This is a genomic window from Micromonospora sp. NPDC048907 (genome assembly GCF_055586885.1).
In genome coordinates, this window is the sequence record NZ_JBVJHI010000002.1 from 414,206 (window position 1) to 439,689 (window position 25,484).

The 25,484-nt window shown below is 74.4% G+C and carries 24 protein-coding genes; all 24 read right to left on the reverse strand.

The features are described from left to right. Positions 1–36: 36 nt before the first annotated feature. The 24 genes from ACZ6PY_RS07045 to mraZ all read right to left on the reverse strand — a co-directional run bounded on the left by ACZ6PY_RS07045 (position 37) and on the right by mraZ (position 25,415). The gene (locus ACZ6PY_RS07045; RefSeq protein WP_466070004.1) at positions 37–1,566 is read right to left on the reverse strand and encodes a MinD/ParA family ATP-binding protein; all 1,530 of its coding nucleotides are present in this window, start codon (positions 1,564–1,566) and stop codon (positions 37–39) included. A 117-nt stretch (positions 1,567–1,683) separates the two neighbouring features. Further along, positions 1,684–2,544 (reverse strand): hypothetical protein, encoded by an 861-nt coding sequence (locus tag ACZ6PY_RS07050; RefSeq protein ID WP_466070006.1) that lies wholly within the window; start codon positions 2,542–2,544, stop codon positions 1,684–1,686. A 7-nt stretch (positions 2,545–2,551) separates the two neighbouring features. Further along, a complete protein-coding gene (locus tag ACZ6PY_RS07055) occupies positions 2,552–3,496 on the reverse strand; it encodes an RluA family pseudouridine synthase (RefSeq protein ID WP_466070008.1) in 945 nt (314 codons plus the stop codon). After that, the gene (gene lspA / locus ACZ6PY_RS07060; RefSeq protein WP_466070009.1) at positions 3,493–4,095 is read right to left on the reverse strand and encodes a signal peptidase II; all 603 of its coding nucleotides are present in this window, start codon (positions 4,093–4,095) and stop codon (positions 3,493–3,495) included. Before lspA ends, ACZ6PY_RS07055 begins: the two co-directional genes overlap by 4 nt. Before the next feature lie 67 nt (positions 4,096–4,162). Then, positions 4,163–4,582 (reverse strand): TraR/DksA family transcriptional regulator, encoded by a 420-nt coding sequence (locus ACZ6PY_RS07065; protein WP_091268039.1) that lies wholly within the window; start codon positions 4,580–4,582, stop codon positions 4,163–4,165. Positions 4,583–4,806: 224 nt separating this feature from the next. Further along, positions 4,807–6,312, reverse strand: a complete 1,506-nt coding sequence (locus ACZ6PY_RS07070; RefSeq protein WP_466070011.1) for a potassium/proton antiporter — start codon at positions 6,310–6,312, stop codon at positions 4,807–4,809. Positions 6,313–6,334: 22 nt separating this feature from the next. Then, positions 6,335–6,643 carry a DUF167 domain-containing protein gene (locus ACZ6PY_RS07075; RefSeq protein ID WP_466070013.1) on the reverse strand — a complete coding sequence of 103 codons (309 nt, stop codon included), beginning with the start codon at positions 6,641–6,643 and terminating at the stop codon, positions 6,335–6,337. A 2-nt stretch (positions 6,644–6,645) separates the two neighbouring features. After that, the gene (locus ACZ6PY_RS07080) at positions 6,646–7,380 is read right to left on the reverse strand and encodes a hypothetical protein (RefSeq protein WP_466070014.1); all 735 of its coding nucleotides are present in this window, start codon (positions 7,378–7,380) and stop codon (positions 6,646–6,648) included. Positions 7,381–7,453: 73 nt separating this feature from the next. Further along, positions 7,454–8,260, reverse strand: a complete 807-nt coding sequence (locus tag ACZ6PY_RS07085) for a DivIVA domain-containing protein (protein WP_466070015.1) — start codon at positions 8,258–8,260, stop codon at positions 7,454–7,456. A gap of 41 nt (positions 8,261–8,301) precedes the next feature. Continuing rightward, positions 8,302–8,607, reverse strand: a complete 306-nt coding sequence (locus tag ACZ6PY_RS07090; RefSeq protein WP_262282451.1) for a YggT family protein — start codon at positions 8,605–8,607, stop codon at positions 8,302–8,304. Between the two features lie 28 nt (positions 8,608–8,635). Continuing rightward, complete coding sequence (locus ACZ6PY_RS07095; RefSeq protein WP_313719209.1) at positions 8,636–9,331, reverse strand: cell division protein SepF; 696 nt, start codon at positions 9,329–9,331, stop codon at positions 8,636–8,638. A 194-nt stretch (positions 9,332–9,525) separates the two neighbouring features. Further along, complete coding sequence (locus tag ACZ6PY_RS07100; protein WP_466070017.1) at positions 9,526–10,272, reverse strand: YggS family pyridoxal phosphate-dependent enzyme; 747 nt, start codon at positions 10,270–10,272, stop codon at positions 9,526–9,528. A 9-nt stretch (positions 10,273–10,281) separates the two neighbouring features. Further along, entirely contained in the window at positions 10,282–11,397 is a 1,116-nt protein-coding gene (gene ftsZ, locus ACZ6PY_RS07105) for a cell division protein FtsZ (protein ID WP_466070019.1), read from the reverse strand. A gap of 239 nt (positions 11,398–11,636) precedes the next feature. After that, a complete protein-coding gene (locus ACZ6PY_RS07110; RefSeq protein ID WP_466070021.1) occupies positions 11,637–12,455 on the reverse strand; it encodes a cell division protein FtsQ/DivIB in 819 nt (272 codons plus the stop codon). After that, positions 12,452–13,933, reverse strand: coding sequence for a UDP-N-acetylmuramate--L-alanine ligase (gene murC, locus ACZ6PY_RS07115; protein WP_466070022.1), 1,482 nt, complete (start codon positions 13,931–13,933; stop codon positions 12,452–12,454). The genes ACZ6PY_RS07110 and murC overlap by 4 nt, the downstream gene beginning before the upstream one ends. Positions 13,934–13,961: 28 nt before the next feature. Beyond that, positions 13,962–15,068: an undecaprenyldiphospho-muramoylpentapeptide beta-N-acetylglucosaminyltransferase gene (murG, locus tag ACZ6PY_RS07120; protein WP_466070024.1), complete on the reverse strand. Its 1,107-nt coding sequence runs from the start codon at positions 15,066–15,068 to the stop codon at positions 13,962–13,964. Beyond that, on the reverse strand, positions 15,068–16,510 hold the full coding sequence (locus ACZ6PY_RS07125; RefSeq protein ID WP_466070771.1) for an FtsW/RodA/SpoVE family cell cycle protein: 1,443 nt from the start codon (positions 16,508–16,510) through the stop codon (positions 15,068–15,070). The genes murG and ACZ6PY_RS07125 overlap by 1 nt, the downstream gene beginning before the upstream one ends. A gap of 213 nt (positions 16,511–16,723) precedes the next feature. Then, positions 16,724–17,854 carry a phospho-N-acetylmuramoyl-pentapeptide-transferase gene (gene mraY, locus ACZ6PY_RS07130; protein WP_466070026.1) on the reverse strand — a complete coding sequence of 377 codons (1,131 nt, stop codon included), beginning with the start codon at positions 17,852–17,854 and terminating at the stop codon, positions 16,724–16,726. Next, positions 17,851–19,248 carry a UDP-N-acetylmuramoyl-tripeptide--D-alanyl-D-alanine ligase gene (locus tag ACZ6PY_RS07135; protein WP_466070027.1) on the reverse strand — a complete coding sequence of 466 codons (1,398 nt, stop codon included), beginning with the start codon at positions 19,246–19,248 and terminating at the stop codon, positions 17,851–17,853. Before ACZ6PY_RS07135 ends, mraY begins: the two co-directional genes overlap by 4 nt. Then, entirely contained in the window at positions 19,245–20,807 is a 1,563-nt protein-coding gene (locus ACZ6PY_RS07140; RefSeq protein ID WP_466070029.1) for a UDP-N-acetylmuramoyl-L-alanyl-D-glutamate--2,6-diaminopimelate ligase, read from the reverse strand. Before ACZ6PY_RS07140 ends, ACZ6PY_RS07135 begins: the two co-directional genes overlap by 4 nt. A gap of 52 nt (positions 20,808–20,859) precedes the next feature. Continuing rightward, positions 20,860–23,067, reverse strand: coding sequence for a peptidoglycan D,D-transpeptidase FtsI family protein (locus tag ACZ6PY_RS07145; RefSeq protein ID WP_466070030.1), 2,208 nt, complete (start codon positions 23,065–23,067; stop codon positions 20,860–20,862). Between the two features lie 3 nt (positions 23,068–23,070). Beyond that, the gene (gene ftsL, locus ACZ6PY_RS07150; RefSeq protein ID WP_466070031.1) at positions 23,071–23,673 is read right to left on the reverse strand and encodes a cell division protein FtsL; all 603 of its coding nucleotides are present in this window, start codon (positions 23,671–23,673) and stop codon (positions 23,071–23,073) included. Continuing rightward, positions 23,670–24,779 carry a 16S rRNA (cytosine(1402)-N(4))-methyltransferase RsmH gene (rsmH, locus tag ACZ6PY_RS07155; protein ID WP_466070033.1) on the reverse strand — a complete coding sequence of 370 codons (1,110 nt, stop codon included), beginning with the start codon at positions 24,777–24,779 and terminating at the stop codon, positions 23,670–23,672. The genes ftsL and rsmH overlap by 4 nt, the downstream gene beginning before the upstream one ends. A 204-nt stretch (positions 24,780–24,983) precedes the next feature. Next, complete coding sequence (gene mraZ / locus ACZ6PY_RS07160) at positions 24,984–25,415, reverse strand: division/cell wall cluster transcriptional repressor MraZ (protein ID WP_091060154.1); 432 nt, start codon at positions 25,413–25,415, stop codon at positions 24,984–24,986. Between the last annotated feature and the right edge of the window lie 69 nt (positions 25,416–25,484).

The window sequence follows — 25,484 nt, forward strand, 5'->3', positions numbered from 1 at the left end:
CTCAGGCGGCGGGGCGGCGCGGGGCGGCGGTGGCGGTCAGCGGGCGAACGGTTCCAGCATCACCGAGGCCGCCTTGAGCCAGCCCTGCCGCGTCTCCGCCTGGAGCTGGTGATATTCGATCGAGGAGCCGGTCTCCAGCGCCGGGTCGTACGGCACCACGGCCACCGCCCGGGTCCGGGTGGCGAAGTGGCGTTCCAGGTCGTCCTGGAGCGCCGTGCGACCGGGGGTGGGGCAGGAGATGAGGGTGACCGCGTTGTCGGCCAGCTCGCCCATGCCCTCCTCGTGCAGCAGGTCGAGCATCCAGTCCGCGCTGAAGGCGGCGTCCTCCCGCGGCACGGTGGTCACCACGAGCTGGTCGGCGTCCTGCATGACGGTGCGCCAGTTGGGGCTCTCCACGTTGTTGCCGGTGTCCACGCAGACCACCTCGTGGGTGCGGCGCAGCAGCTCCAGCACCCGCTTGACGGTGAACTGGTCCAGCCGCTGGGCGAAGCGCGGGCTCTCCTCGCCGGCCAGCACGTCGTACGAGCCGTCGGAGGCGTGCCGCAGGTAGTCGTCGAGGTGTTCCAGGAGGGTGGCGCCCTCCAGGATCTCGATCTGCGCGAGGTCGTGGATCAGGTGCCGGATGGTGCGGGCGTGCCGGGCGCTGCCGGCGCGCAGGCCGAGGGTGCCCCGCAGCTCGTTGTCGTCCCAGGCGAGCACCCCGCGCCCGCGCACGCTGCCCACGGTGGCCGCGGCGAGCACCGTGGCGGTGGTCTTGTGCACCCCGCCCTTGGGATTGGCGAAGGCGAGCACCCGGGGCCCGCCCAGCTCGCGGCGGAGCACGGCGGCGGCCCGCTCCAGCTCGGCGTCCGGTGCCGGTGCGCGCCACTCCACGCGCGCCGGCTCAATCCGGGCGGGCTCGATCCGGGCCGGGTAACTCTCGGCCCGCGCCGGGTAGGCCTCGGGCTGGGCCGGGTAGGTGGGGGCCGGTGGGGCCGGCTCGGGGGCGGGGTGGATCTCCGGCCGGTAGCGGCCGCGGTCGAGCAGCGCGTAGCGGGACTCCGCCGGGGGCGGGTCGGGCTGGTAGCCGCTGTCGAGCAGGGAGTACCGGGACTCGACCGAGGCGGTGCCCCGGCCGCGCGCCTCCGGCTCGGGATAGCCCGGCTCCGGCGGGCGGACCGGCTCGGCGCGCCAGGACGGCTCGGCGCGCGGCTCGGGCTCGGCGCGGTACGCGGGCTCCGCCCGGTAGGCCGGCTCGCCGCCGTAGTGCGGGTCGGCCCGGTAGGCCGGCTCCACCCGGTAGGTCGCCTCGACGCGGTACGCCGGTTCGGCGCCGTACGACCCGTCGGCGGGGCGGGCGACGGCCTGCGCGCGGCCCGTCCAGCCGGTGCCGGCGGCGCGCCGGGGCAGCGGGTCCGGTGCGGGCGGCGGGGGGTCGTCGGGGTGGTCGTCCGGTTCGGGGTGCTCCGCGCCGCGTCCACCGAGCCGGGCCCGGTCGAGCAGCGCCCGCCACCGTGGTGCCGGCTCAGCCTGCCGACCCCAACCGGTTTCGCTGCCGTCCAAGGCCTCGCCCCTCCCCCAGCCCATCGATCTCCGCCTGACAGGCTACGAACGAAACCCTATTCGGACCACACCCCGGTGCGCACATCCCCCGGTGCCTCTCCTCGGCGCCCCGCCGGGTACGGGGCCGCCCACCTGCACGTCTCAGGAGGTGGGAGCGGGATTCGGCGGCCCCGCCCCGGCGGCGGGCCGGCCGGCGGCCGGTGAGGATCCGGTCACCGTCGGTGCGGATTCCGACGAATCGGCCATACCGGCGCTCGGCACGAGCCCGGTGTCGGCCGGCGGCCGCACCACGTCCCGCTGCTCCGGCAACGGCGGCGTGAACACCGTACGGTCCAGGCGGGTCACCTCCGGGGCCGGGTCGACCGCGCGGACGCCGGACCGGGCGGCCAGCGCCCGCAGGGCGTCCGGGGCGTCCCGGACCACGGCGGCGTAGACGCAGGCGCAGGCCGCCCGGTAGCCGGCCGCCTCCCGCGCCGCCACAACGGCCCCGGTGTCGTACACCCGGCGCAGCTCGGGATCGGCGGTGGCCGCCGGGGCGGCGGCGCGGGCCCGGTAGTCGGCGGCCTCCCGGTCCTTGCGCCCGGCCACCTCGGCCATCCCGGCGACCACGTCGTCCGGGACGCGCATCGCGGCGATCCGCACGATCTCGGTCTGCCGGCCGGGCACCGGCACGCGGGCCAGCACGGCGGAGACCGGGACGCCGCCCAGCGCCGTGGCCACCTGCGCCGGCGTCAGGTACGCGGCGAACGACACGAGGGCGTAGCCGCCGGGCGCCGGAGCCTCGAGCCGGGCGAGTTCGTCCCCGGCGGCCCGCAGGTAGGCCGGGACGGAGTCCCCGTCGGCCACCCCGACCCGGGTCACCTCGCCCACCGTGCGGTCCCCCACGGGCTCGTCCCGCCGCTGCGCGACGGCGACCACCAGCACCACCAGCGCGCAGGCCAGGGCGAGCCAGGTGAGCGTGGCGGAGCGCGACCGCCGCGGCGGCCGGGTGTCGGTGCTCATCGGCGGGTCAGTCGCGGAGGATCTCCAGCGCCCGGGCCAGGTCGTCCGGGTACTCGCTGACGAAGGTGACCTCGTCGCCGGTGCGCGGGTGCGCGAAGCTCAGCGAACGGGCGTGCAGCCACTGCCGGCTCAGCCCGAGCCGGGCGGACAGCGTCGGGTCGGCGCCGTAGGTGAGGTCGCCCACGCAGGGATGCCGCAGCGTGGAGAAGTGCACCCGGATCTGGTGGGTACGCCCGGTCTCCAGCCGCACGTCGAGCAGGCTGGCCGAGGGGAACGCCTCAAGGGTGTCGTAGTGGGTGATGCTGGGCTTGCCGCCGGAGACCACCGCCCAGCGGTAGTCGTGGTGCGGGTGCCTGTCGATCGGCGCGTCGATGGTGCCGCGCAGCGGGTCCGGGTGGCCCTGCACCACGGCGTGGTAGCGCTTCTCCACCTCGCGGTACTTGAACGCCCGCTTCAACGCCGTGTACGCCTGCTCGCTCTTGGCCACCACCATGACGCCGGTCGTGCCCACGTCGAGCCGATGCACCACGCCCTGCCGCTCGGCGGCGCCGCTCGTGGAGATCCGGTGGCCGATCCCGGCCAGCCCGCCGATCACGGTCGGGCCGGTCCAGCCGGGGCTGGGGTGGGCGGCCACCCCGACCGGCTTGTCCACGACCACGATGTCGTCGTCGGCGTAGACCACGGTGAGGCCGGGCACGGCCTGCGGCACCACGGTCGGCGGGGCGGCCGGCGCGGGCAGCGTGACCTCCAGCCAGGAGCCCGCCTTGACCTTGTGCGAGTTGGGCCGGGCGGCACCGTCGACAAGCGCGTCCCCGGCGTCGACCAGCGCGGCCGCGGCCGTCCGGGACAGCCCGAAGAGCCGGGAGACGGCCTGGTCCAGGCGCATGCCGTCGAGCCCGTCCGGGACGGGCAGGGAGCGGTGGTCGCCGCCGGCGGCGAAGGCGGAGGTCACGCGCGCTCCCGCTGCTCGGCGGGGGCCTCGTCGCCGGACCGCGCGGGGGTGGCCCGGGAGCCGTCCCGCTGCCGGCCGGTCAGCTCCAGGAAGACGGCCAGCAGCACGCCGCAGACCAGCGAGCTGTCGGCCAGGTTGAACACCGGCCAGACCTGCCCGTACGGGTCGAAGAGGCTGATCATGTCGACCACGTGGCCGACGAAGTGCCCGGGGGCGCGGAAGACGCGGTCGGTGAGGTTGCCCAGCGCCCCGCCCAGCACCAGCCCGAGCGACACGGCCCAGGGCAGCGACCGCAGCCGCAGCGCCATCCACCCGATCCAGGCGATCACGCCGATGGTGATCAGCGGGAAGACCCAGGTGTGGTCGGAGCCGATGCTCCACGCGGCGCCGCTGTTGCGGGTCAGGCTGAGGTAGACCGCCCCGCCGAGCAGCGACACCGGCCCGCGCCCGGTGAGCTCCGAGAGTGCGAGCTGCTTGGTGACCAGGTCGGCGACGAGGGAGGCCAGGGCCACACCGAGCAGCAGGCCGGTCGCCTTGCGGCGGGGCGTGCCGGCGCCCGACTCGGTGGTGCCGGACCCGGCGGGCGGTGCTGCGGTCATCTGCTCCCCATCGACGCTTGCGACGGTGGCGGTCACCGTCTGCCGTTCGGCCGCCGGGGAACGGACGTCAGCGCCGCTCCTCCAGCTGCTTGCAGCTCACGCAGAGGGTGGCCGACGGGAAGGCGGCGAGCCGCTCCACCGGGATCGGGTTGCCGCACCGCTCACACCAGCCGTAGCCACCCTCGTCGAGACGCTCCAGCGCGCGCTCGACCTGCGTGATCCGTTCCTTGATGCTGTTGGCGAGTGAGATCTCCTGCTCGCGCTCGAACGTCTTGGTGCCCGTGTCGGCCTGGTCGTCCCCGGCCGAGTCGGTCAGCCGGTCGCGCTGCAGCTCGGTGATCTCGCTCAGCGTCTGATCGTACTCGGCGTTGAGCTCGTCCCGCCGTGCCGCCAGGGCGGCCCGGATCTTCTCGGTCTCCGCGGCGCTGCGGGTGGCCTTCGCCACCGGCTTGCGACCGGCGGTCCTGGTGTCGGCTGGCTTCGCCATCGTCAGCTCCCTCAGCCGCGTGCCGCGGCGGTCAGCGTGCGTGGGCGGGGGTCGCCGGCAACGGGCGTCCCCCATGTACAGAACGGGCGCACGGCGACAGAGGCCGCGCACTCCGGAGGGTGGCAAGAATACGGAACGTACAGGCGTCCGACAACGTGCCGCACCGTCGCACCGTGATTCAGCCCCGAACTGCCACCAATCGGGGCAAAGGGAACGCTAGCAGATCAGCCGGTCCGGTCCTCGCCGTACTCGCCAAACCACCGGGCCAGCCGACCTCGCCGGCTCACCGCCCGCAGCCGCCGCTCCGCCTCGTCCCGCACCTCCGCGGTGGCAACGATGAGCAGGCTGTCGCCGACCTTCAAGCGGGTGTCCGGGCCGGGCACGAAGCCCACCCCGTCGCGCAGCACCAGCGTCACCGAGGCGCCCACCGGCAGCCGCAGCTCGTCCACGTGCACCCCGCCCAGCCGGGAGCCCGGCGGCACCTCCAGCTGCAGCAGGTCGGCCCGCATCCGCTCCAGCGGGGCCGTCTCCAGCAGGATCTCGGTGGCCTCGGCGGGCGCGGTCACCCCGAGCCGGCGGGCCGCCGGCGCCAGGGTCCCGGCCTGGAGCAGCGTGAAGATCACCACCAGTACGAAGACCGCGTCGAAGAGCCGGTCGGCGCCCGGCACCCGCAGCGAGAGCGGGATGGTGGCCAGCACGATCGGCACCGCGCCGCGCAGCCCGGCCCAGGAGAGGAAGAGCTGCTCGCGCAGCGCGAACCGGAACGGCAGCGCGGAGACCACCACCGACAGCGGCCGGGCCAGCAGCAGCAGCGCCAGCCCGGTGACCACCGCCGGCAGCACCGCCGCGTCCAGCCGGCTCGGCGACACCAGCAGGCCGAGCAGCACGAACAGCCCGATCTGGGCCAGCCAGGCCAGCCCGTCGGCGAAGCCCAGGATGGCCTGCCGGTGCGGCAGCCGCGCGTTGCCGAGCAGCACACCGGCCACGTAGACGGCCAGGAAGCCCGAGGCGTGCAGCACCGAGCCGGCCGCGTACGCCAGCACCGTGAAGCCGACCACCGCGATCGGGTAGAGACCGGCGGACGGCAGGGCGGCCCGGCGCAGCGCGTACCGGCCGGCGATCCCGGCGGCCACCCCGACCGCCGCGCCGACGCCCAGCTCGTAGCCGACCAGGAACACCTCGTACCACCACGGGTGGGCGGCCTCCACCCCGGCCCGGGACAGCAGCAGCACCAGGATGACGACCGGGGCGTCGTTGATCCCGGACTCGGCCTCCAGCGTGGCCACCAGGCGGGGCGGCAGGCGCAGCCGGCGCAGGGTCGCGAAGACGGCCGCCGCGTCGGTGGAGGAGAGCACCGCGCCGTAGAGCAGCGCCAGCCGCCAGTCCAGGCCGAGCAGCAGGTGCACCACCACGCCGACGACCAGGATGCTGACCGCCACGCCGACCGTGGAGAGCGCGGCGGCCAGGCCGAGCACCGGCCGCAGGGTGCTCCACCGGGCACTCAGGCCACCCTCCGCGATGATCACGATGAGCGCGCAGAAGCCGAGCACCCGGGTCAGCTCGACGTCGTCGAAGCGGATGCCCAGGCCGGCCTCGCCGATGGCCACCCCGAGCGCCAGGTACGCCAGGAGGCTCGGCACGCCGAGCCGGGTCGAGAAGCGCACCGCGCCCACCGCGACCAGCAGGACGGCGGCGCCGACCAGCAGCGCGACGTCGAGCCCCGGCGTCATCCGCGGCCGGTCCGCAGCCGCGTCACCCGGCCGATCCGTCGCGGAGCCGCCGGAGCATGTCGGGCAGCCCGGGGGCCGGGTGCTCGACCAGGAAGAGCTTGTCCCGGCTGGCCGCGCCGGACCGCAGCGAGACCGCCGCCGGCCGGACGCCGAGCGCCTCGGCCAGGGCGCGGCGGGCCGCCTCGGTGGCCCGGCCGTCCACCGCGGGCGCGTTCACCGCGACGACGAGGGCGGGACCGTGCGGCCCGTCGAACCGGCCGCCGACCCGGGCCCGCGAGACACCGGGCTTCACGCGTACGGCGACGGTGAGCGTGTCGTCCATGGTCACCATGATCAGCGCGGCCGGGCCTCGGCCAGCAGCGTGGTGGCCGGCGCGCAACGGCCGCACGGGGTGAAGCCCAGCCCGACCGCCTCGGCGACCGGCAGCGGTTCGTCGGCCCGGCCCACCACCTGGGGGCAGCCGGGCAGGTGGAAGCGGGGGTGGCCGTCGACCACCCGGACCTCGCCGTCGAGCCGGACCAGCCGGGCGACCTCACCGTCGGTGAGGAACTCGGCCGGCGGATCGCTCTCGAACGGGCCGTCCGGAGCCGGCGAGGTGGGCGTTGGCGCGTCGGCGGGCGCCTCGGCGCGGGACGGGCCGCGCGGCGCCGGCGGCGAGTAGGGCTCGGCCGGTGGATCGACCGGGCCGGGCTCGACGGGGCCCGGCTCGAACGGATCGGCCGGCGGGCCGTACGCGGCGGCCGGCGGGTCGCCCACGTCGGCCACCGGCGGCCCGGGTGGTTGCCGCCACCCGGGTCCACCGGCGCCGACCGGCGATGTGAGGTGCGGGACCGCGATCTCCGGCTCGTCCGGGGACGGGCCGGCCGGTGCGGTCCGGCGACGCGGTCCGGTCTCCCGGCCCACCGTGGCCCGGGCGGCGGCCGCCTGGCGGGCGAACGCGACGAGGGCTACGGCGGCCAGCAGGCTGACCGCGATCGAGGTGATCAGCAGCGGGCTGGACCCAGCGGCCAGCCCGGCCACCAGGAGCACGACCGCGACGAGGATGAGAAGGATGCTGGCTGCTATCACGGCTCACCCCCGGCCGCGTCGTGTCGGTCTGTGTCGCCGGTGGCCGCCGCGGGGACGGCCACCGACGCCGGGATCAGCGGCCGGACTCGAGCGAGCCCGTGCGGCCCCCGCCGTAGGAGCCGGCGAGGCCGGCGGTGGCGAGGCCGTTGCTGCCGCCGGCGGCACGGGCGCCCTCGGAGCGGTTCATCTCGACCTCGAGGCCCTGGCCGCGACCGTCGAGGTCACGCAGCTGGCTCTCCAGGTACGCCTTGAGGCGGGTGCGGTACTCGCGCTCGAACTGCTTGAGCTCCTCGATGTGCTTCTGGAGCGCGGTGCGCTTGGCGTCCAGGCCGCCCATGGCCTCCTGGTGCCGCTGGCGGGCGTCCCGCTCCAGCGCGTCGGCCTTGGCGCGGGCCTCGCGGGTGACCTCCTCGGCCTTGGAACGGGCCTCGGAGAGCAGCTGGTCGGCCTCGCGGCGGGCGTCGGACACGTGGTCGTCGGCGGTGCGCTGGGCCATCATGAGCACCCGCAGCGCCTGCTGCTCGCCGTCGGCCGCGGAGGTCGCCGGGCCACCCTGGGCGCGGACCTGCTCCAGCTCGGCCTGCATCGCCCGGGCCGCCTGCTCGGCGGCCGCCTTGTCGCGCTGCACCCGGTCGAGCTGGGCCTTGACGTCGTTGAGCTCCGCCGCGAGCCGGGCGTCGCCGCCGGGGCCGGCGGGAGCCCCGCCCCGACCGCCGCGCTCCACCTGGGCGCGCAGCTCGTTGTTCTCCTCGATCAGACGGGCGAGTTCGCGCTCGACCTCGTCCAGGAAGGCGTCGACCTCCTCCTCGTCATAGCCCCGCTTACCGATCGGCGGCTTTTTGAAGGCGACGTTGTGGACGTCGGCCGGGGTCAGCGGCATCGAAACTCCTCGGGTCAGTTGCGGCCGCGAAAGCGCTCTGGTCAGGCAAAGGCCAGGATCAGACGCCTAAACACGAACTCCATCAGCACGAACAGGATAACCAGGAGCACAAGGGAGGCCAGGTCGATGCTCACGGTACCAATTCGCAGTGGTGGGATCACACGCCTCAACGCGCGCAGGGGCGGATCAGTGACGCTCCACACGACTTCCAGTCCCGCGGATGCTCCACGGCCCGGTTGCCAGCGGCGTCCATAGGCCAGAACGGCGCTGAGGACAAATCGGGCCAACAACACAAGTAGGAAGAAATACAGGAGCAGATAGAGCACCTGGAACAGGATCGACAACACGGCAGGCGACGTCCCTCGGTCGTGCGGGCTAGCTCAGGCTGAAAAAGCCGCCCTCAGCGATCTTGGCCTTGTCCTCCGCGGTGACCTGGACGTTGGCCGGTGAGAGCAGGAACACCCGGTTGGTCACGCGCTCGATCGTACCGCGCAGGCCGAACGCGAGCCCGGCAGCGAAGTCGACCAGCCGGCGGGCATCCGCCTCGTCCATCTCGGTGAGGTTGATGATCACCGGCACGCCGTCGCGGAAGTGCTCACCGATGGTGCGCGCCTCCCGGTAGGTGGTCGGGTGCAGCGTGGTGATCTGGTAGCGCTGCTCGTCCTCGGGCGCCACGGCCCGCTCGCGCGGCTGGGCCTGCGGCGCCAGGGCGAGGTTGTCCCGGGTGTGGTAGGTCAGCGCGCCGGACGTCTCGCCCGCGCCGGAGCGGGTGATCGACCGGACGCTGGACCGCTCGGTCCGCTCCGGCCGCTCCACCTCGGCACGATCGGTGTCGACGGCGCGGCTCGACGCGCGCTCGGTCAGCCGGCCGCGGTCGCCGGACCGGCCCCGGCTCGCCGGCGGCTCCTCGGACTCGTCGTCCTCGTCGTCGGCGAACTCTTCCGCGTAGCGGCTCGACCGGTAGCGCGACTCGCGGTAGCCACCCTTGTCGTAGCCACCGTCCTCGTACGCCCGCTCCTCGTCCTCCTCGACGAGACCGAGCCAGACCCCCGCCTTGCGCAGTGCACCCATCCCCGCGCCCTTCCGTCCGCCGTGCGGCACGCGCCCCCGTGCCGTGTCGCTTGATCACGAGTGGACAACGATGCCCACCGGACCGGATCGGCAATCCCCTGGCGAGCGATTCGCGGTCCGCTCGCCACGGCCCCCGGCTACGGGAACGCCGTTCCTGAACAACACTGCTGTAATTTGCTTCTTTCGCGGTCAGGCTACCGCAGCGTGGGGCGCATTCCGAGCAACGCGCTGCCGACGCGGACATGTGTCGCGCCGTACCCGATCGCAATTTCCAGATCGCCGCTCATGCCCGCCGAGAGCACCGTCGCACCGGGATGGTCGGCGCGGAATCGCGCCGCCACCTCGGCGAGCCGGGCGAACGCCCGGTCCGGCTCCCAGCCGAGCGGAGCGACCGCCATCAGACCGGCGAGCCGCAACCCGCCGGACCCGGCCACCGCGGCGGCCACCGGACCGAGCCCCCGGTCCGGGTCGGCCGCGTCCGGCAGCGCCCCGCCCCGGGCGGGGTCGCCGTCGACGCTCACCTGCACCAGCACGTCCAGTGGCCGGTCCCGGGCGGCGGCCGCGGCGCCGTCCAGGGCGGCGGCGAGCCGCACGCTGTCGACCGACTGGACCACGTCGGCGTAGCGGACCACCGAGCGGGCCTTGTTGCGCTGGAGCTGGCCGATGAAGTGCCAGCGCGGCGCCGCCCCGGCGGCGGCCGCCTCGGCGGCCTTCGGTGCGGCCTCCTGGTCGCGGTTCTCCCCCACGTCGGTCACCCCGAGGCCGGCCAGCGCGACCACGTCGGCGGCCGGGTAGGTCTTGGTCACCGCGACCAGGGTGACCTCGCCCCGGTCCCGCCCGGCCGCCGCGCAGGCGTCGGCGATGCGGGACCGGACCCGGGCGAGGCCGGCCGCGAGCTCGGCACGACGGTCGGGTCGCACCGTGGTCGGTGAGTCGGTCATCGGTGCGGCTCAGGACCCGTTCTTGAGGAAGTCCGGCACGTCCACGTCGTCGAACAGCACCCGGCGCGGCGACTGCTGCGGGGCCGGCATGGTGGCCGGCGGGCTCACCGGCGGGTTCGCCTGGGTCGGCGGGTTCTGGTTGGACTTGCGGGACGGCTCGACCGCCTTGTAGGCCGGCGCGCCCCCGTCGAAGCCCGCCGCGATCACGGTCACCCGCACCTCGTCGCCGAGCGCGTCGTCGATGACCGCGCCGAAGATGATGTTGGCGTCCGGGTGGGCCGCGTCGGTGACCAGCTGGGCCGCGTCGTTGATCTCGAACAGGCCCAGGTCGGAGCCACCGGCGATGGAGAGCAGCACGCCCCGCGCGCCGTCCATGCTCTGCTCCAGCAGGGGGCTGGAGATGGCCGCCTCGGCCGCCTCCACGGCGCGGTTCTCGCCGCGGGCGCTGCCGATGCCCATGAGCGCGCTGCCCGCGCCGCTCATCACGCTCTTCACGTCGGCGAAGTCCAGGTTGATCAGACCCGGCGTGGTGATCAGGTCGGTGATGCCCTGGACACCGGAGAGGAGCACCTGGTCCGCCGTGCGGAACGCGTCCATCATGGAGATGTTGCGGTCACCGAGCGCGAGCAGCCGGTCGTTCGGGATCACGATGAGCGTGTCGCACTGGTTGCGCAGCTCCTCGATGCCGGACTCGGCCTGCACCTGGCGGCGCTTGCCCTCGAAGGAGAACGGCCGGGTGACCACGCCGATGGTGAGCGCGCCGAGCTTGCGGGCGATGTTGGCCACCACCGGCGCCCCGCCGGTGCCGGTGCCGCCGCCCTCACCGCAGGTCACGAAGACCATGTCGGCGCCCTTGAGCACCTCCTCGATCTCGTCGCGGTGGTCCTCGGCGGCGTTCTTGCCGACGTCCGGATTGGCGCCGGCCCCCAGGCCGCGGGTCAACTCCCGGCCGACGTCGAGCTTGACGTCGGCGTCGCTCATGAGCAACGCCTGCGCGTCGGTGTTGATCGCGATGAACTCGACGCCCTTGAGCCCAACCTCGATCATCCGGTTGACGGCGTTCACGCCACCGCCCCCGATGCCGACGACCTTGATGACCGCCAGGTAGTTGTGCGGAGGTGTCATCTCCGGTCCTTTCCCTTCGAGATTGGCATGGGCCGACCCCACACGGCTTGGCCAAGACCAGCGGCAGAGCATTCCCCGGCGATTCCGACGGCTGAAACCCTCACCCTCTACTAGAGGCTTAGAGCTATGTCAACCACTGATCTCTTCGGGGCAACGTATGCGCCGCCGCGCGCTGAGCCAAGGACCTTTCCGGCGTGTCGCCCGGGGAGCGGGCCGGCTCACGTCGGTCGACCGGCGGATCACTGGAAGGTGACCACGTCCGGAGCGCTGACGTCGATCGTGTCGGCCTTCCGACCCAGCAGGGCGGTGGCCACCTTGGACTTGTCCGCGCTGCGGGTCGCGTCACCCCAGACGACCTTGCGGTCCTCGCGCAGCAGCAGGGTGATCCGGGCCAGCCCGGCCACGTCCACCGCGACCAGCTCGGCACGCAGCTTCGGGCTGAGCGCGGCGAGCACGGCCAGCCCGGCGCGGGTGCCGGGATCGTCGGGAGCCGGCCTGCCGACCCTTACGACCGGCAGCCCGGCGGGCGCCTGGTCCAGGTTCTGGAAGACCACGCCGGCCCGGTCCACGACCGCCCAGCGCTCGCCCTGCGGCACCGCGGCCACCGGGGTCCGCTCCACCACCCGGACTACCAGGGCGCCCGGCCAGTCCCGCTCCACCGTGGCCCGCTCCACCGCGGCGAGCGTGCCCACCCGGCGGGCGGTCGCGGCCAGGTCCACCCGGGCCAGCGGAGCGTCGTCCGGCACGGCCGCGGCGTCGCGCACCTCGACCGGGGTGACCAGCGTCGCGCCGACCACCCGCACCTCCCGGACACCGAACAGGCCGGTGCCCAGCACGGTCCAGGCGACCAGCCCGGCGATCGCCAGCACGGCGGCGGCGACCGCCCAGGGCAGCGCCGCGCGCATCCGCCGCTGCCGGGCCCGGGCCATGAAACGCCGGGTGGACGGGGGTACGGCGTCCGCGCTCGCCCGGACCAGCTGCCACCGGCGGGCCGGGCTGCGCCGGCCGCCCCCGCCGTCCTGGCCGGGGGTGCGGCCACGGGCCGGGCCGGGGCTCATCCGGCCGTGGCCGCCGCGCCGTCCGGGTCGACGCCGGTGCCGATCGCCGCGGCGTCACCGCTCCGGGCCAGCAGGGCGTCGAGCAGCTGGTCGCCCATCAGCGAGATCGGCGGCGCGCCCATGGTCACCACCACGTCGCCCGGCCGGGCCCGGCGGGCCACCTCGGCCGGCACGTCGTCCCACGCCTCCACGAAGACCTTCCGGTCCGCCGGCAGCGGCACCACCGACAGCAGCGCGGCCGAGCCCTCTCCGGGCTGGCGCAGCTCGCCCGGGCCGAAGACCTCCAGCAGCACCAGCTCGTCGGCGATGCCGAGAGCGGCGGCGATCTCCGCCTGGAGATCGCGGGTGCGGTACAGCCGGTAGGGCTGGAACACCACGATGAGCCGGCCCTCGCCGGCCACCTCCCGCAGCGTCTGCAGGGCCAGCGTCATCGAGGTCGGGTGGTACGCGTACTCGTCGTAGACCAGCACGCCGTCGGCGACGCCCTTGCGCTCGAACCGCCGCCGCACGCCGGGGAACGCGCCGAGCGCGGCCTCCGCCGCCGTGATCGGCAGCTCCAGCAGGTACGCGGCGAGCACCGCGGAGGCGCTGTTGAGCCCCATGTGCCGGCCCGGCACCGGGAGCCGGATCTCGCCCAGCGAGCGGCCCTCGATCTCGGCCAGGTAGCGCACCCCCTGCGCCGACGAGGCCATCTCGCTGAGCTTCAGGTCGGCGTCGGCGGACTCACCGTACGTCCAGACCCGGCGCCCCTCGGCCCGCAGCGTCTCGGCCAGCCGCCGCCCGCCCGGGTCGTCGGCGCAGGTGACGATGAAGCCCTCCGGGTCGGTGAGCCGGGCGAACTCGGCGAAGGTCGCCTCCAGGTTGGCCAGGTCGCCGTAGGTGTTGAGGTGGTCCGCCTCGATGTTCGTGATGATCGACACGTACGGGCGGTAGATGAGGAACGAGCGGTCGCTCTCGTCCGCCTCGACCACGAAGTACTCACCCGTGCCGTGGTGCGCGCCCGAGCCGACCTCGGAGATCTCGCCACCGATCACGAAGGACGGATCGGCGCCGGCCTGCTGGAGCACCATGGTGACCATCGAGGTCGTGGTGGTCTTGCCGTGGGTGCCGGCGACCGCCACGGTCCGGCGGCCGGTCATCGCGGCGGCCAGGGCCTCGGAGCGGTGCAGCACCCGCAGCCCGCGCCGGCGCGCCTCGACCATCTCCAGGTGGTCCTGCGGGATGGCCGAGGAGTAGACGACCGTGTCCACGCCGTCGAGGTTCGTCGCCTCGTGGCTCATGTGGATGGTGCCGCCCAGCGCCCGCAGGCCGGCCAGGGAGGGCCACTCCCGCAGCTCGCTGCCGGAGACCGGCAGGCCCCGGGTGAGGAAGAGCCGGGCCAGGCCGCTCATGCCGACGCCGCCCACCCCGATGAGGTGGATCCGGCCCAGGTCCTCCGCGGTCATCGTGCCGGCGGGGGTGAACTGCGCGGTGTTCATGCGACGTACCTTCCGGTCGCGGTGGCCATCAGCGGGACACCGCCTCGTAGACGAAGTTCAGCAGGGCCACGTCGCCGTCGCGCCGGCCGTACGCGGCCGCGGCGGAGCCCATCGCGGCGAGCCGCTGCGGGTCCCGGATCAGCGGGATCACCGTGCGCTCCACCCAGGCCGGGGTCACCTCGGCGTCGTCGACGAGCAACCCGCCGCCGGCCTCCACCACGGGCAGGGCGTTGCGCTTCTGCTCCTGGTTGCTGTGCGGGTAGGGCACGTAGATGGTGGGCAGGCCGATGGCGGCCACCTCGGCGCAGGTCATGGCGCCGCCCCGGCCCAGCATCAGGTCGGCGGCCGCGTAGCCCAGCTCCATCTCGGACAGGTAGGGCAGGGTCACGTACGGCACCGGCAGGTCGGTGGGGACGGAGACCGGCTCGTTGCGGGCGCCGATCACGTGCAGCACCTGCACGCCGTTGCGCGCCAGCTCCTTGGCCGCCCCGGAGACCGCCAGGTTGATCGAGCGGGCGCCCTGCGAGCCGCCGGCCACGAAGAGCACCGGCAGGTCGGGGCGGAGCCCGAAGTGGGCGCGGGCGGCGTTGCGCACGGCGGCCCGGTCCAGCCCGGCGATGCCCCGGCGCAGCGGCACCCCGACCACCCGGGCGTCGCGCAGCGACTCGGCCTGCGCCGGCTGGTGCGGGAAGCCGACCGCGACGTTCTTGGTGAACTTCATCCCGAGCCGGTTGGCCACGCCCGGCGGCACGTTCACCTCGTGGATGACGATCGGCAGCTCGCGCCGCCAGGCGGCCAGGTAGCCGGGGACCGAGACGTACCCGCCGAAGCCGATCACGACGTCGGCCCGCACCTCGTCGAGGATCTTGCCCGCCGCGCGGGCCGCCTTCCACATCCGGTCCGGCGTGCGCACCAGGCTCATGTTGACCGAGCGGGGCAGCTGGTAGGCCGGGATCTGGCGCAGGTCGTAGCCGGCCGGCGGGATCAGCTCGTTCTCCAGCCCCTTGGGTGTGCCGAGGCAGGTGATCCGGACGCTCGGGTCGTGTCGGCGCAGGCAGTCGGCGAAGGCGAGCAGCGGGTAGATGTGCCCACCCGTACCGCCCCCGCAGAGCACCACCGAACGCAGCGGACCCATCAGCGTCTCCTCTCGCTCGCCGTGCCGGCGCGCGTCCGGTCGGACCGGACGCCGCGGGCCGCGGCCTGGTCGTCCTGCCGTCGCGGGCGGGAGCGGGGCACGGACCCTCGGTCCGCCGGTGGCGCCGCCGGGCGGCGGCGCCGGCCGGGAAGCGGCGGCAACGGGGCCCACACTAGTCGGACCCACCGGGCCGGCGGACGGGCATGCAGGGCCCGGGCCGCGTCCGGCTCGGCCCGGGCGAAGGAGGCGAGCATCCCGACCGCGGCCAGGGTCACCACGAGGGCGCTGCCGCCGTCGGAGATGAAGGGCAGGGGTACGCCGGTGAGCGGCAGCAGCCCGGTGACCCCGCCGATGTTGATGACGGCCTGGCCGACCAGCCAGGCGGTGACCCCGGCGGCGGCGAGCCGGCGGAACGGGTCCTCCACCCGGCGGGCGATCCGCAGCCCGGAGTACGCCAGCACGGCGAAGAGCACCAGCACCACGGTGCAGCCGACCACGCCCAGCTCCTCGGCGATCACGGCGAAGATGAAGTCGTTGTGCGCCTCGGGCAGCCAGCCGAACTTGGCGCTGCTCTTGCCGAGCCCGACGCCGAACCAGCCGCCGTTCTCCAGCGCGAAGCGGGCCTGGACGAGCTGGTAGCAGTTGGGCAGCTGCTCGTCGAAGCAGGTCTTCGGGTCGGGCGGGTCGAGGAACGAGGTGAGCCGCCCCAGCCGGTAGTTGTCGGCGTCCCGGGACCCGGAGCCGGCGCCGAGCGACGCGGCGGCGACCAGCAGGCCCACGCCGGCCAGGCCGACCGCGGAGAGGGCGGCGAACACCCGCATCCGCACCCCGGCCGCCCAGAGCATCCCGACCACCAGGGCGAGCAGGCAGAGCATGCTGCCCAGGTCGTTGTAGCCGACCAGCACGAAGAGCAGGCCGACCACCGGGAACAGCGGGGTCGCCAGCTCCTTCCACCAGCCGAGCGCGGCGCCCTTGCGGGCCAGCACGTGCGCGCCCCACAGCACCAGCGCGAACTTCGCCACCTCGACCGGCTGCACCGAGATCGGGCCGACGTAGAGCCAGAGCAGCTCGGCCTTGAGCGGGCCGAGCGACGTCACGCGGAACAGCGCCTCCAGCGCGACCAGCAGGTTGAGGACCAGCAGGAGCACCACGGCCACCCCGAGGAAGGGCCGGGCCACCGCCCGGAACGTCCGGCCGGGCAGCCGTTGGCAGGCCCAGAAGGCGACGATCCCGATCACCGCGAAGATCGTCTGCTTGACCAGGGACGCGGTGGCGTTCCCCTCCTCGGCGTAGTCCTTCACGCTTGTCGCCGAGAAGACCATGGTCAGGCCGATGAGCAGCAGCAGGCCGGCGCTGGAGAGCAGCAGGTAGTAGGAGGCCAGCGGCCGGGCCAGCAGGCCGCGCAGCGCGGCCAGCCCGCCGGCCGGATCCAGCCCGAACAGCGGCCCGGGCGGGTCGGCCGGGCGGGCCGCCGCGGGCGGCCGCCGGGCCTGCGTCTCGGTCGCGCCCTCGGTGTTCCTCGCCTCCCCCACCCGCCCATCATGGCGGCTCGACCCGCCCGCCCGTGGCGCAACCGCGCGGTCGGCGTGTCGGAACGCGAAACGGCGGGACCCCTGGTAACGCCCAGGGATCCCGCCGTGACGCAGGGGCAGCGGTCAGCTCATCGCGGCGAGGAACTCGCTGTAGAACAGGCCCAGCGCGATGGCCACGCCGATGCCCGCGATGATCCAGAACCGGACCACGATGTTGACCTCGCTCCAGCCGGCCAGCTCGAAGTGGTGCTGGAGCGGGGACATGCGGAACACCCGCTTGCCGGTGGTGCGGAACGAGATGATCTGGATCACCACCGACATCGTGATGATCACGAAGAGGCCGCCGATGATCGGCAGCAGCAGGATGGTCCGGGTGGACATCGCCATGCCGGCGATCAGCCCGCCCAGGCCCAGCGCGCCGGTGTCGCCCATGAAGATCCGGGCCGGCGAGGTGTTCCACCACAGGAAGCCGACGCAGGCCCCGGCCGCCGCACCCGCGATCAGGGCGATCTCCAGCGGGTCCCGGACGGTGTAGCAGTACGCGCCCGCGGGGTAGTTCGGGTCGGCGCACCAGTGCCGGTACTGCCAGAAGGCGATGAGCGCGTACGCGGCGAGGACCATCACCGAGGCGCCGGTGGCCAGGCCGTCGAGGCCGTCGGTGAGGTTCACCCCGTTGGTCGCCGCCATCACCACCAGGATGATCACGATGACCGCGCCGATCTTGCCGATCTCCAGGGCCGGGATGTCCCGGATGAAGCTCAGCATCGTGCTGCCGACGGTCTCGGTGTTGGTCGCGTTGCCGCGGACGTCGGTCATGCTGCTCGGGAAATAGAGCGCTACCACGCCGAAGATCGCGCCGACCAGGATCTGGCCGGCGAGCTTCCCGCGCTTGTTGAGGCCGCCGCTGTGCCGCTTGCGGACCTTCAGGAAGTCGTCGATGAAGCCGACCGCGCCGGAGAACACCATGAGCCCCAGCAGCACCAGCGCGGTGATGGTCGGCTCGACCTGGGCGATCTGCGCGTCCGGCAGGGTGGTCAGGGCCAGGTGGCCGGCCACGTACGCGATAACCGTGGCCAGGATGAAGACCACGCCGCCCATGGTGGGCGTGCCCTTCTTGCCCTCATTGCTGGCGAGCCCGAGGTTTGATCGGATCGGCTGGCCGGCCTTCAGCCGGGCGAACACCTTGATCGCGATCGGGGTGCAGAAGAGCGAGACCAGGAAGGCGACCCCGATGGCGACGATCACCGCCCTCATGCAGCCGACCCCTTCTCGGCGTCCGCGCGCAGCGCGTCGGCCACCTCCCAGGTGCGGTACCGGGAGCCCTTCACCAGCACCACGTCACCCGGACGTAGCTCGCTCCGCAGCACCTCGACGGCCGCCGCCTGATCGGTGAGCAGCACCGACTCTCCTCCCCAGTTGCTTACCGCTGTCGCGCCTTCGTGGATCGGCGCCGCCGACTCGCCCACCACGAGCAGCCGGTCGACCCCCAGTTCGGCCGCCAGGCGGCCGACCTGCTGATGCCCCTCCCGTTCGAAGTCGCCCAACTCGGCCATGTAGCCGAGCACCGCGACGGTACGCCCCGTACCCCGCATGCTCGCCAGCGCCCGCAGCGCCACGCCGGTGGAGGCCGGGTTGGCGTTGTACGAGTCGTCGATCACGGTCACCCCGTCGGGGCGCTCGAACACGTCCATCCGGCGGGTGGAGACCAGGCCCAGCTCGCCCAGGGCCACCGCCAGCTCGGCCAGCGGCAGGCCCAGCTCGCGGGCGACCGCCGCGGCGGCCAGCGAGTTGGACACCTGGTGCCGGCCGGTCAGCCCGAGCCGCACCGGCGCGCTCCCCTCGGGCGTGACGAGGGTGTACGACGCCCGGCCCCGCCCGTCCAGCGTCACGTCGACCGCCCGCACGTCGGCCCGCTCGGACTCCCCGTAGCGGACCACCCGCGCCGAGGTGCGGGCCGCCATGGCGTCGACCCGGGCGTCGTCGGCGTTGAGCACGGCCAGCCCGTCGGCGGGCAGCGCCTCCACCAGCTCGCCCTTGGCCAGCGCGATGGTCTCCACCGAGCCGAACTCGCCGATGTGCGCGACCCCGACGTTGAGGACCACCGAGATCCGCGGCGGCACCACCTCGCACAGGTAGCGGACGTGCCCCACCCCCCGGGCGCCCTTCTCCATCACGAGGTAGCGCGTCTCCGGGCCGGCCTGCAACGCCGTGTACGGGTGCCCCAGCTCGTTGTTGAACGAGCCGGCCGGCGCCACGGTCGGGCCGAGCCGCACGGTCAGCTGGGCGATCAGGTCCTTGGTGGTGGTCTTGCCGGAGGAACCGGTCAGCCCGATGACGGTCAGGCCGGGCAGCCGGTCGACCACCGCGCGGGCCAGCCGCCCCATGGCGTCGAGCGCGTCGCCGACCAGCACCATCGGCACGCCGGGCACCTCGCGGGTGCCGAGCACGGCCACCGCGCCGGAGGAGACCGCCCCGGCCGCGTAGTCGTGCCCGTCCACCTTCTCGCCCGGGAAGGCGACGAAGAGGCCGCCGGTGGTGACCTTGCGGGAGTCGAACTCCACCGAGCCGGTCACCCGGGCGTCCGGGTCGGCGGCGACGAGCCGGCCGTCGACCGCGGCCGCCACCTCGGCCAGGGTCAGCGGGATCATCGCTGCCCCACCAGGTCGCCGAAGCGGGCGCGCAGCGCCTCCGCCAGCTCCACCCGGTCGTCGAACGGCAGCACCTCGCCGTTGATCTCCTGGCCGCGTTCCTGGCCCTTGCCCAGCAGCGCCACGATGTCCCCCGGTTCCGCCACCCGGACCGCCTCCTCGATCGCGGCCCGCCGGCCGGGCGCCTCGATGATCCGCGCGCCGGTGCCCGCCTCGTACGCGCCGGCCAGCACCTCGGCCCGGATCGCGGCCGGGTCCTCAGTGCGCGGGTTGTCGTCGGTCACCAGCACCACGTCGGCGCCCCGGGCGGCGGTGGCGCCCATCACCGGCCGCTTGCCCCGGTCCCGGTCGCCGCCGGCACCCAGCACGCAGATCAGCCGGCCGCCGGTCAGGTCGCGCAGCGCCACGAGGACCGCCTCGATGGCGTTCGCCTTGTGCGCGTAGTCCACGACCCCCCGTACCGGGGCGTCCCCGCTGACCAGTTCCAGCCGGCCGGGCACCCCGCCGCAGGCGGCCACCCCGCGGGCCGCGGTGGCCGGGTCGACCCCGGCGGCCACCAGCGTGGCGACGGCCAGCAGCGCGTTGGCCACGTTGTGCCGGCCGGGCAGGGCCACGCCGGCGGGCAGGGCCAGCCCGTCCGGGCCGTGCACGGTGAAGTGCTGCGCGTAGCCCTCGCCGCCGACCCCGTCGGCCCACCAGGTGGCGGTGGGGTCGCCGGCCGCCGAGTAGGTCACGGTCGCCGGCTTGCGCAGCGGCCGCAGCGCCGGGTCGTCGTGGTTGAGCACCTCGACCCGGCAGCGCCCGTCGAACAGCTTCGCCTTGGCGGCGAAGTAGTCCGCCTCGTCGGCGTGGAAGTCCAGGTGGTCGGAGCCGAAGTTGGTGTAGCCGCCGACGTCGAACCGGACCCCGCCGACCCGGCCCATGGCCAGGGCGTGGCTGGAGACCTCCATGACCACGGTGTCCACCCCCCGCTCGCGGGCCACCGCCAGCATGGCGTGCAGGTCGGTCGCCTCGGGGGTGGTCCGGACGCTGTCGATCACCAGGTCGCCGAGCCGGGTCTCCACCGTGCCGATCAGGCCGGTGGTGTGCCCGGCGGCGCGCAGCCCGGACTCGATGAGGTAGCTCGTGGAGGTCTTGCCGGCGGTGCCGGTCACGCCGATCATGGTCAGCCCGGCGGTCGGCTCGCCGTAGACGGTGGCGGCGACCTCCCCGAGCACCTCCCGGGGGTCGTCGACGACAAGCACGGGCAGGCCCGCCCCGGCGGCCAGCGCGACGCCGGCCGGGTCGGTCAGCAGAGCCACCGCGCCGGCCCCCGCCGCGGCGGCGGCGAACTCCGCGCCGTGCCGGCGGGCACCGGGCAGGGCCGCGTACAGGTCGCCGGGGCGGACCTCCTGGCTGGCGTGGGTCACCCCGGTGACGGCCACCTCGGCGGCCCCCTCCGGTGGCGCGACGGCCAGCCGGGCGGCGAGGTCGCCGAGCCGGACGGGATTCACGGTGGCGGGTCGTGGATTGCCGGGCACGGCGTCAGACCCTACCCGGTCGTCCGGTTCCGACCGCACAGCCGCCCCGGTGGTTCGTCGCCACTCACCGATCATGTCCCGCCCCGCCGGTTCAGTGCGGAAAGACCTCGAACTTCGGGGACTTGTTGGTCGCCGAGGGCGGCACCCGGTAGTGCCGGAGAGTGAAGGACATCATCTCCCGGAAGGCCGGCGCGGCCACCGCCCCACCCTCGCCGCCCGGGCTCCAGACGAACACCGCCACCACGTACCTCGGCTTCTCGGCCGGGGCCATCCCGATGAACGAGCCCACCTCGCCGGGCTGGAGCTTGCCGTTGTCGTAGCGCAGGCCGGTGCCGGTCTTGCCGGCCACCCGGTAGCCGGGCACCGCGGCGGCCAGGCCGGTGGCCCGCCCGTCCGGGCCGTCGACCGTGGTGACCGCCTCGAGCATCCGGCGCAGCGCGGCGGCGTTGGCCGGGCTGAGCACCGAGCGGGTGACCGGGGCGGCGGCGGGCTTCTTCTTCCCGTCCGGGCCGATCACCTGCTTGATCAGGTGCGGCTGCACGTACGTGCCGTCGTTGGCGATGGCGGCGTACGCGGCGGCCATCTGCAACGGGGTGGCGTCCACGCTGTGCCCGATCGGCACCGATCCCTCCGACGAGTCGCTCCACTGGTCGGCCGGGAGCAGCCGGCCGCTGGCCTCCCCGGGCATGCCCTCACCGGTGGGCTGGCCCAGCCCGAACCGCTTCTGGTAGTCGATCAGCCGGTCCCGGCCCAGCCGGTCGGCGATCTCGATGGTGCCGACGTTCGACGAGAAGGCGAGCATCCCGGGGATGCTCATCGTCTGCCCGTTGGCGGGGTGGGTGTCCCGGAAGGTGGTGTCGCCCTTCCGGATGCTGTTGGCCACCGGGAAGGTGGTGTCCGGCGAGATCACGCCCTCCTGGAGGGCCGCGCCGTAGGTGATCGCCTTGTGGATCGAGCCCGGGTCGACGATGAAGCTGGTCGCCGCGTCCTCGCGGTCGGCCGGGGAGTTGACCTTGGTGGGGTCGGCCGCGTTGTAGGTGGGGTAGCTGGCCTGGGCCAGCACGTCGCCGGTGCCGACCTCGATGGTCACCGCGGCGGCGACGCTGCCCCGGGTCCGGGCCATCGCGTCGGACAGGATCCGCTGGGTCTTGAACTGGAGGTCGCGGTCGACGGTGAGTTCCAGCGAGCTGCCCGGTTGGGCCGGCGTGGTCTGGCTGTAGCCGCCCGGGATGGGCGCGGCCAGGTCGCCCTGCCCCACCTCGTACCGCTTCCGGCCGGGCTTGCCCTCGAGGACGTCGTCGTACTTCGCCTCCAGCCCCTCGAGGCCGGTCATGTCCTGGCTGACGAAGCCGATGAGGTTGGCGGCCAGGTCGCCGCCGGGCACCTCGCGCCGCTCGTCGCGGTGCACGCCGACGCCGGCCAGGTCCAACGCCATGATCTGCTTGGCCCGGTCGATGTCGACACCGCGCGCCAGGTACTCGAACTGCGACCAGCCGCCGCCGGGCAGCTTGCGGGGTTTCATCTTCTCGGCCAGCTCGGAGGCGGGCACGCCGAGCAGCGGGGACAGCAGCCTGGCGGTGGCGACCGGGTTCCTGACCTGGGTGGGGTCGGCGAAGACGTACCGCGCCTCGACGCTGTGCGCCAGCGGGGCGCCGGTGCGGTCGTAGATCGCCCCGCGCGGGGCCGGCAGCTCGACCACGGCGAGACGGCTGTCCAGCCCGCCGTCGGCGTACGCCGGGGTGCTGGCGGCCTGGAGGTAGACCAGCCGGATGCCGATGGTGGTGAAGAGCGCCAGCACGAGCAGCGTGCCGAGCCGCAGCCGGCGGCGCGGGTCGGCGAGCTTCGGCGGGCGGCGCGGCTTGCGGACCGGCCGCCGGGCGGCGGCCGGCCGGGCGGGGCGCCGGGGCCCGGTCCGGCGCCGCGGCGGCGCCGGCTCGTCGTCGTCGTCGAACGGCTCCCGCACCGGCCGGGCGGAGACGGTCCGCACCACCCCGCCCCGGCCGCCGGACGCGGTGTCCCGGCGGCCGGCGCGGGTCGCCCCGGTGCGGCCGCCGTCGAGCACCTGCAACGCGGGGCGGAACGGGTCGCCGGAGCGGCTGCTGCGCGGGGTACGCCGTTGCTCGCCGCCCCCACCGGCGCGGGCCGCGCCGCCGCCCTCCCGGATGGTCCGGCCCCGCGGTGTGTACGCCCGGGCGTCGGAGATCCCGCCCACGCCCGGCTCCCGGCGCTCGTCGCCCTGCGACGAGCCGCGCCGGGAGCCTGTGGCGTCCCGGCGCGGTTCATCCGATCTCGGCGGCACTGCTCAGCCTCCGTTGCCCTGCTGGCTGGTGATCGCCGGCGCGCCCTCCACCGGGTGCGGGACGCCGATCACCTTCCCGTCCGGCAGCCGGATGTAGGCCAGCTCGTCGGAGTCGACCAGGCCCAGCTTGCGGGCGTTGGCGGTCAAATTGCCGGGCGCCTTCTGGTCGGCGATCTCCTTCTCCAGCTGCTGCTGGTCGACGTCGAGCTTCGCCTGCTGCTGCTGGAGCTTCTCCAGCTTGAAGGCGTTCTCGTTGATCTTCGTATTGACCGCCAGGATGCCGAGCACCCCGCCGACCACGAGCACCAGGATCAGCCCGACGAACGGCGCCCGCGGCACGCGGACCGGCGGCGGCGGGGCGACCCGCAGCCGCGGCGAGGTGTCGCCGGTGGTCCGGGCGCGCTCGGCCGGCCGCAGCGCGGCGCTGCCCTGGGTGGGGAACTCGCGCGCCCCCCGGGCGCGAGTCTCCCCCCGGCGGTCCGGCCGGTCGGCCGCCGCCGTCGACGTGGTGCCGCGCGGGGCTCGCTGCGCCGCGGTCCGGCCCCCCGACCGCGGTGCGCGCTGCCCGATGCCGGTGTCCCGGCCGTCGCGCTGGTTGACGTTCATGTCCCCTCCCCCTCTTCGTCCGTCCCGTTCCCGTCCCCCGGCGCCGACCGCGGGTCCGTTCCGGACCCCGGCGACCCCGTCCCCGGTTGGTGCATCGCCCTCACCCGGCGGCGGTACCGTTCGCGGTCGGTACGCCCCTGCCGGGTCGCCTCCGGGTCGAGCCGTTCCGCGGCCCGCAGCCGCACCGAGGCGGCACGCGGGTTCGCCGCGACCTCGGCCTCCCCGGGCAGCTCCGCGCCCCGGCTGAGCAGCCGGAACGTCGGACCCGACCCGGGCAGTTCGACCGGGAGGTCGACCGGGCCCTTACTGCGGACCCGGTCGGCGAGCGCCTGCTTGGTGAGCCGGTCCTCCAGCGAGTGGTAGGACAGGACCACCATGCGGCCGCCCACGGTGAGCTTGTCCAGAGCGGCCGGCAGCGCCGTCTCCAGCGCTGCCAGTTCTCTGTTTACCTCGATCCGTAAAGCCTGAAACGTTCTCTTTGCCGGGTGTCCCCCGGTTCGTCGGGCTGGCGCCGGAATGCTCTCCCGGACCAGCTCGGCCAGTCGCGCCGACGACGTGATCGGCGCGCGCTCGCGCTCGCGGATGATCGCCGAGGCGATCCGGCCGGCGAACTTCTCCTCGCCGTACACCCGGAGCACCCGGGCCAGGTCCGGGTGGGCGTAGGTGTTGACCACCTCCTCGGCGGTCACCCCCCGGGTCTGGTCCATCCGCATGTCCAGCGGCGCGTCCTGCGCGTACGCGAACCCGCGGTCGGGCGCGTCCAGTTGCAGGGACGAGACGCCGAGATCGAACAGGATCCCGTCGATCGCCGGGTAGCCCAGCCGGTCGAGCACCTCGGGCAGCTCGTCGTAGACGGCGTGCTCCAGGTGGATCCGGTCGGCGAACCGGGCCAGCCGGACCCGCGCGTGGGCGAGGGCCTCGGTGTCCCGGTCCAGGCCGACGAGCACCGTGTCCGGGTGCGCCTCGAGCACCGCCTCGGCGTGCCCGGCCAGGCCGAGCGTGGCGTCGACGTGGACGGTGCGGCCGGGCCGGCCCAGCGCGGGGGCCAGCAACTCGAGACACCGCTCGAGCAGCACCGGCACGTGCGTGCCGCGTAGCTCCCCCATCTCGACCCCCACTGGTTGAATCCCGCTTCCGTCCCTGTGTCCGTCGTCGTCACGGCGCCTCGTCATACCGCCAGATCCCCATCCGCTCCCGCCCGCCGGAGGCCGCGGCCCTCCGTATCGGATCGTGCGCCTGGCACCGGGGAAGGGGTGCCAGGAACTCGAAAGCGGCTGGAGATCTCGCAGTACGTCGGGCGCCGTCACGCCCTACAGACCGCCGGGCAGCACCCCCTCCTCGATGTCGGCGAAGTCGTCTTCGCTCTCCGCGAGGTAGGCCTCCCAGGCCGCCCTGTCCCAGATCTCCACCCGGGTGCTCGCCCCGATCACGACCAGCTCGCGGTCGAGCGCGGCGTACGACCGGAGGTGCCCGGGGATGGTGACCCGTCCCTGCTTGTCCGGCACCTCGTCGTGCGCGCTCGCGAAGAAGACCCGGCTGTAGGCCCGGGCCGCCTTGCTCGTCATCGGCTGCGCGCGCAACTGGTCGGCGATGCGCTGGAACTCGGGCATCGGGAAGACGTAGAGGCAGCGCTCCTGCCCTTTGGTGATCACGACACCCCCCGCCAGCTCATCCCGGAACTTCGCCGGAAGGATCAACCGGCCTTTGTCGTCCAGGCGCGGAGTGTGGGTGCCGAGGAACATCGGCCCAACCCCCTCGCCCTGAGCGGCGTTCGCGGCGCCGCTGACCCCCCGGGCCGGTGCGGCCCTCCC

Excerpts from the sequence above, each read along its gene's own strand:
- lspA (WP_466070009.1), bottom strand. The coding sequence starts at position 4,095 with ATGACCGCAGCACCGCCCGCCGGGTCCGGCACCACCGAGTCGGGCGCC.
- ACZ6PY_RS07065 (WP_091268039.1), bottom strand. The coding sequence starts at position 4,582 with ATGGCGAAGCCAGCCGACACCAGGACCGCCGGTCGCAAGCCGGTGGCG.
- murC (WP_466070022.1), bottom strand. The coding sequence starts at position 13,933 with ATGAACACCGCGCAGTTCACCCCCGCCGGCACGATGACCGCGGAGGAC.
- ACZ6PY_RS07100 (WP_466070017.1), bottom strand. The coding sequence starts at position 10,272 with ATGACCGACTCACCGACCACGGTGCGACCCGACCGTCGTGCCGAGCTC.
- ftsZ (WP_466070019.1), bottom strand. The coding sequence starts at position 11,397 with ATGACACCTCCGCACAACTACCTGGCGGTCATCAAGGTCGTCGGCATC.
- murG (WP_466070024.1), bottom strand. The coding sequence starts at position 15,068 with ATGGGTCCGCTGCGTTCGGTGGTGCTCTGCGGGGGCGGTACGGGTGGG.
- ACZ6PY_RS07070 (WP_466070011.1), bottom strand. The coding sequence starts at position 6,312 with ATGACGCCGGGGCTCGACGTCGCGCTGCTGGTCGGCGCCGCCGTCCTG.
- ACZ6PY_RS07050 (WP_466070006.1), bottom strand. The coding sequence starts at position 2,544 with ATGAGCACCGACACCCGGCCGCCGCGGCGGTCGCGCTCCGCCACGCTC.
- ACZ6PY_RS07085 (WP_466070015.1), bottom strand. The coding sequence starts at position 8,260 with ATGCCGCTGACCCCGGCCGACGTCCACAACGTCGCCTTCAAAAAGCCG.
- mraY (WP_466070026.1), bottom strand. The coding sequence starts at position 17,854 with ATGAGGGCGGTGATCGTCGCCATCGGGGTCGCCTTCCTGGTCTCGCTC.
- ACZ6PY_RS07135 (WP_466070027.1), bottom strand. The coding sequence starts at position 19,248 with ATGATCCCGCTGACCCTGGCCGAGGTGGCGGCCGCGGTCGACGGCCGG.
- ACZ6PY_RS07075 (WP_466070013.1), bottom strand. The coding sequence starts at position 6,643 with ATGGTGACCATGGACGACACGCTCACCGTCGCCGTACGCGTGAAGCCC.
- ACZ6PY_RS07045 (WP_466070004.1), bottom strand. The coding sequence starts at position 1,566 with ATGGGCTGGGGGAGGGGCGAGGCCTTGGACGGCAGCGAAACCGGTTGG.
- ACZ6PY_RS07095 (WP_313719209.1), bottom strand. The coding sequence starts at position 9,331 with ATGGGTGCACTGCGCAAGGCGGGGGTCTGGCTCGGTCTCGTCGAGGAG.
- ftsL (WP_466070031.1), bottom strand. The coding sequence starts at position 23,673 with ATGAACGTCAACCAGCGCGACGGCCGGGACACCGGCATCGGGCAGCGC.
- rsmH (WP_466070033.1), bottom strand. The coding sequence starts at position 24,779 with ATGGGGGAGCTACGCGGCACGCACGTGCCGGTGCTGCTCGAGCGGTGT.
- mraZ (WP_091060154.1), bottom strand. The coding sequence starts at position 25,415 with ATGTTCCTCGGCACCCACACTCCGCGCCTGGACGACAAAGGCCGGTTG.
- ACZ6PY_RS07110 (WP_466070021.1), bottom strand. The coding sequence starts at position 12,455 with ATGAGCCCCGGCCCGGCCCGTGGCCGCACCCCCGGCCAGGACGGCGGG.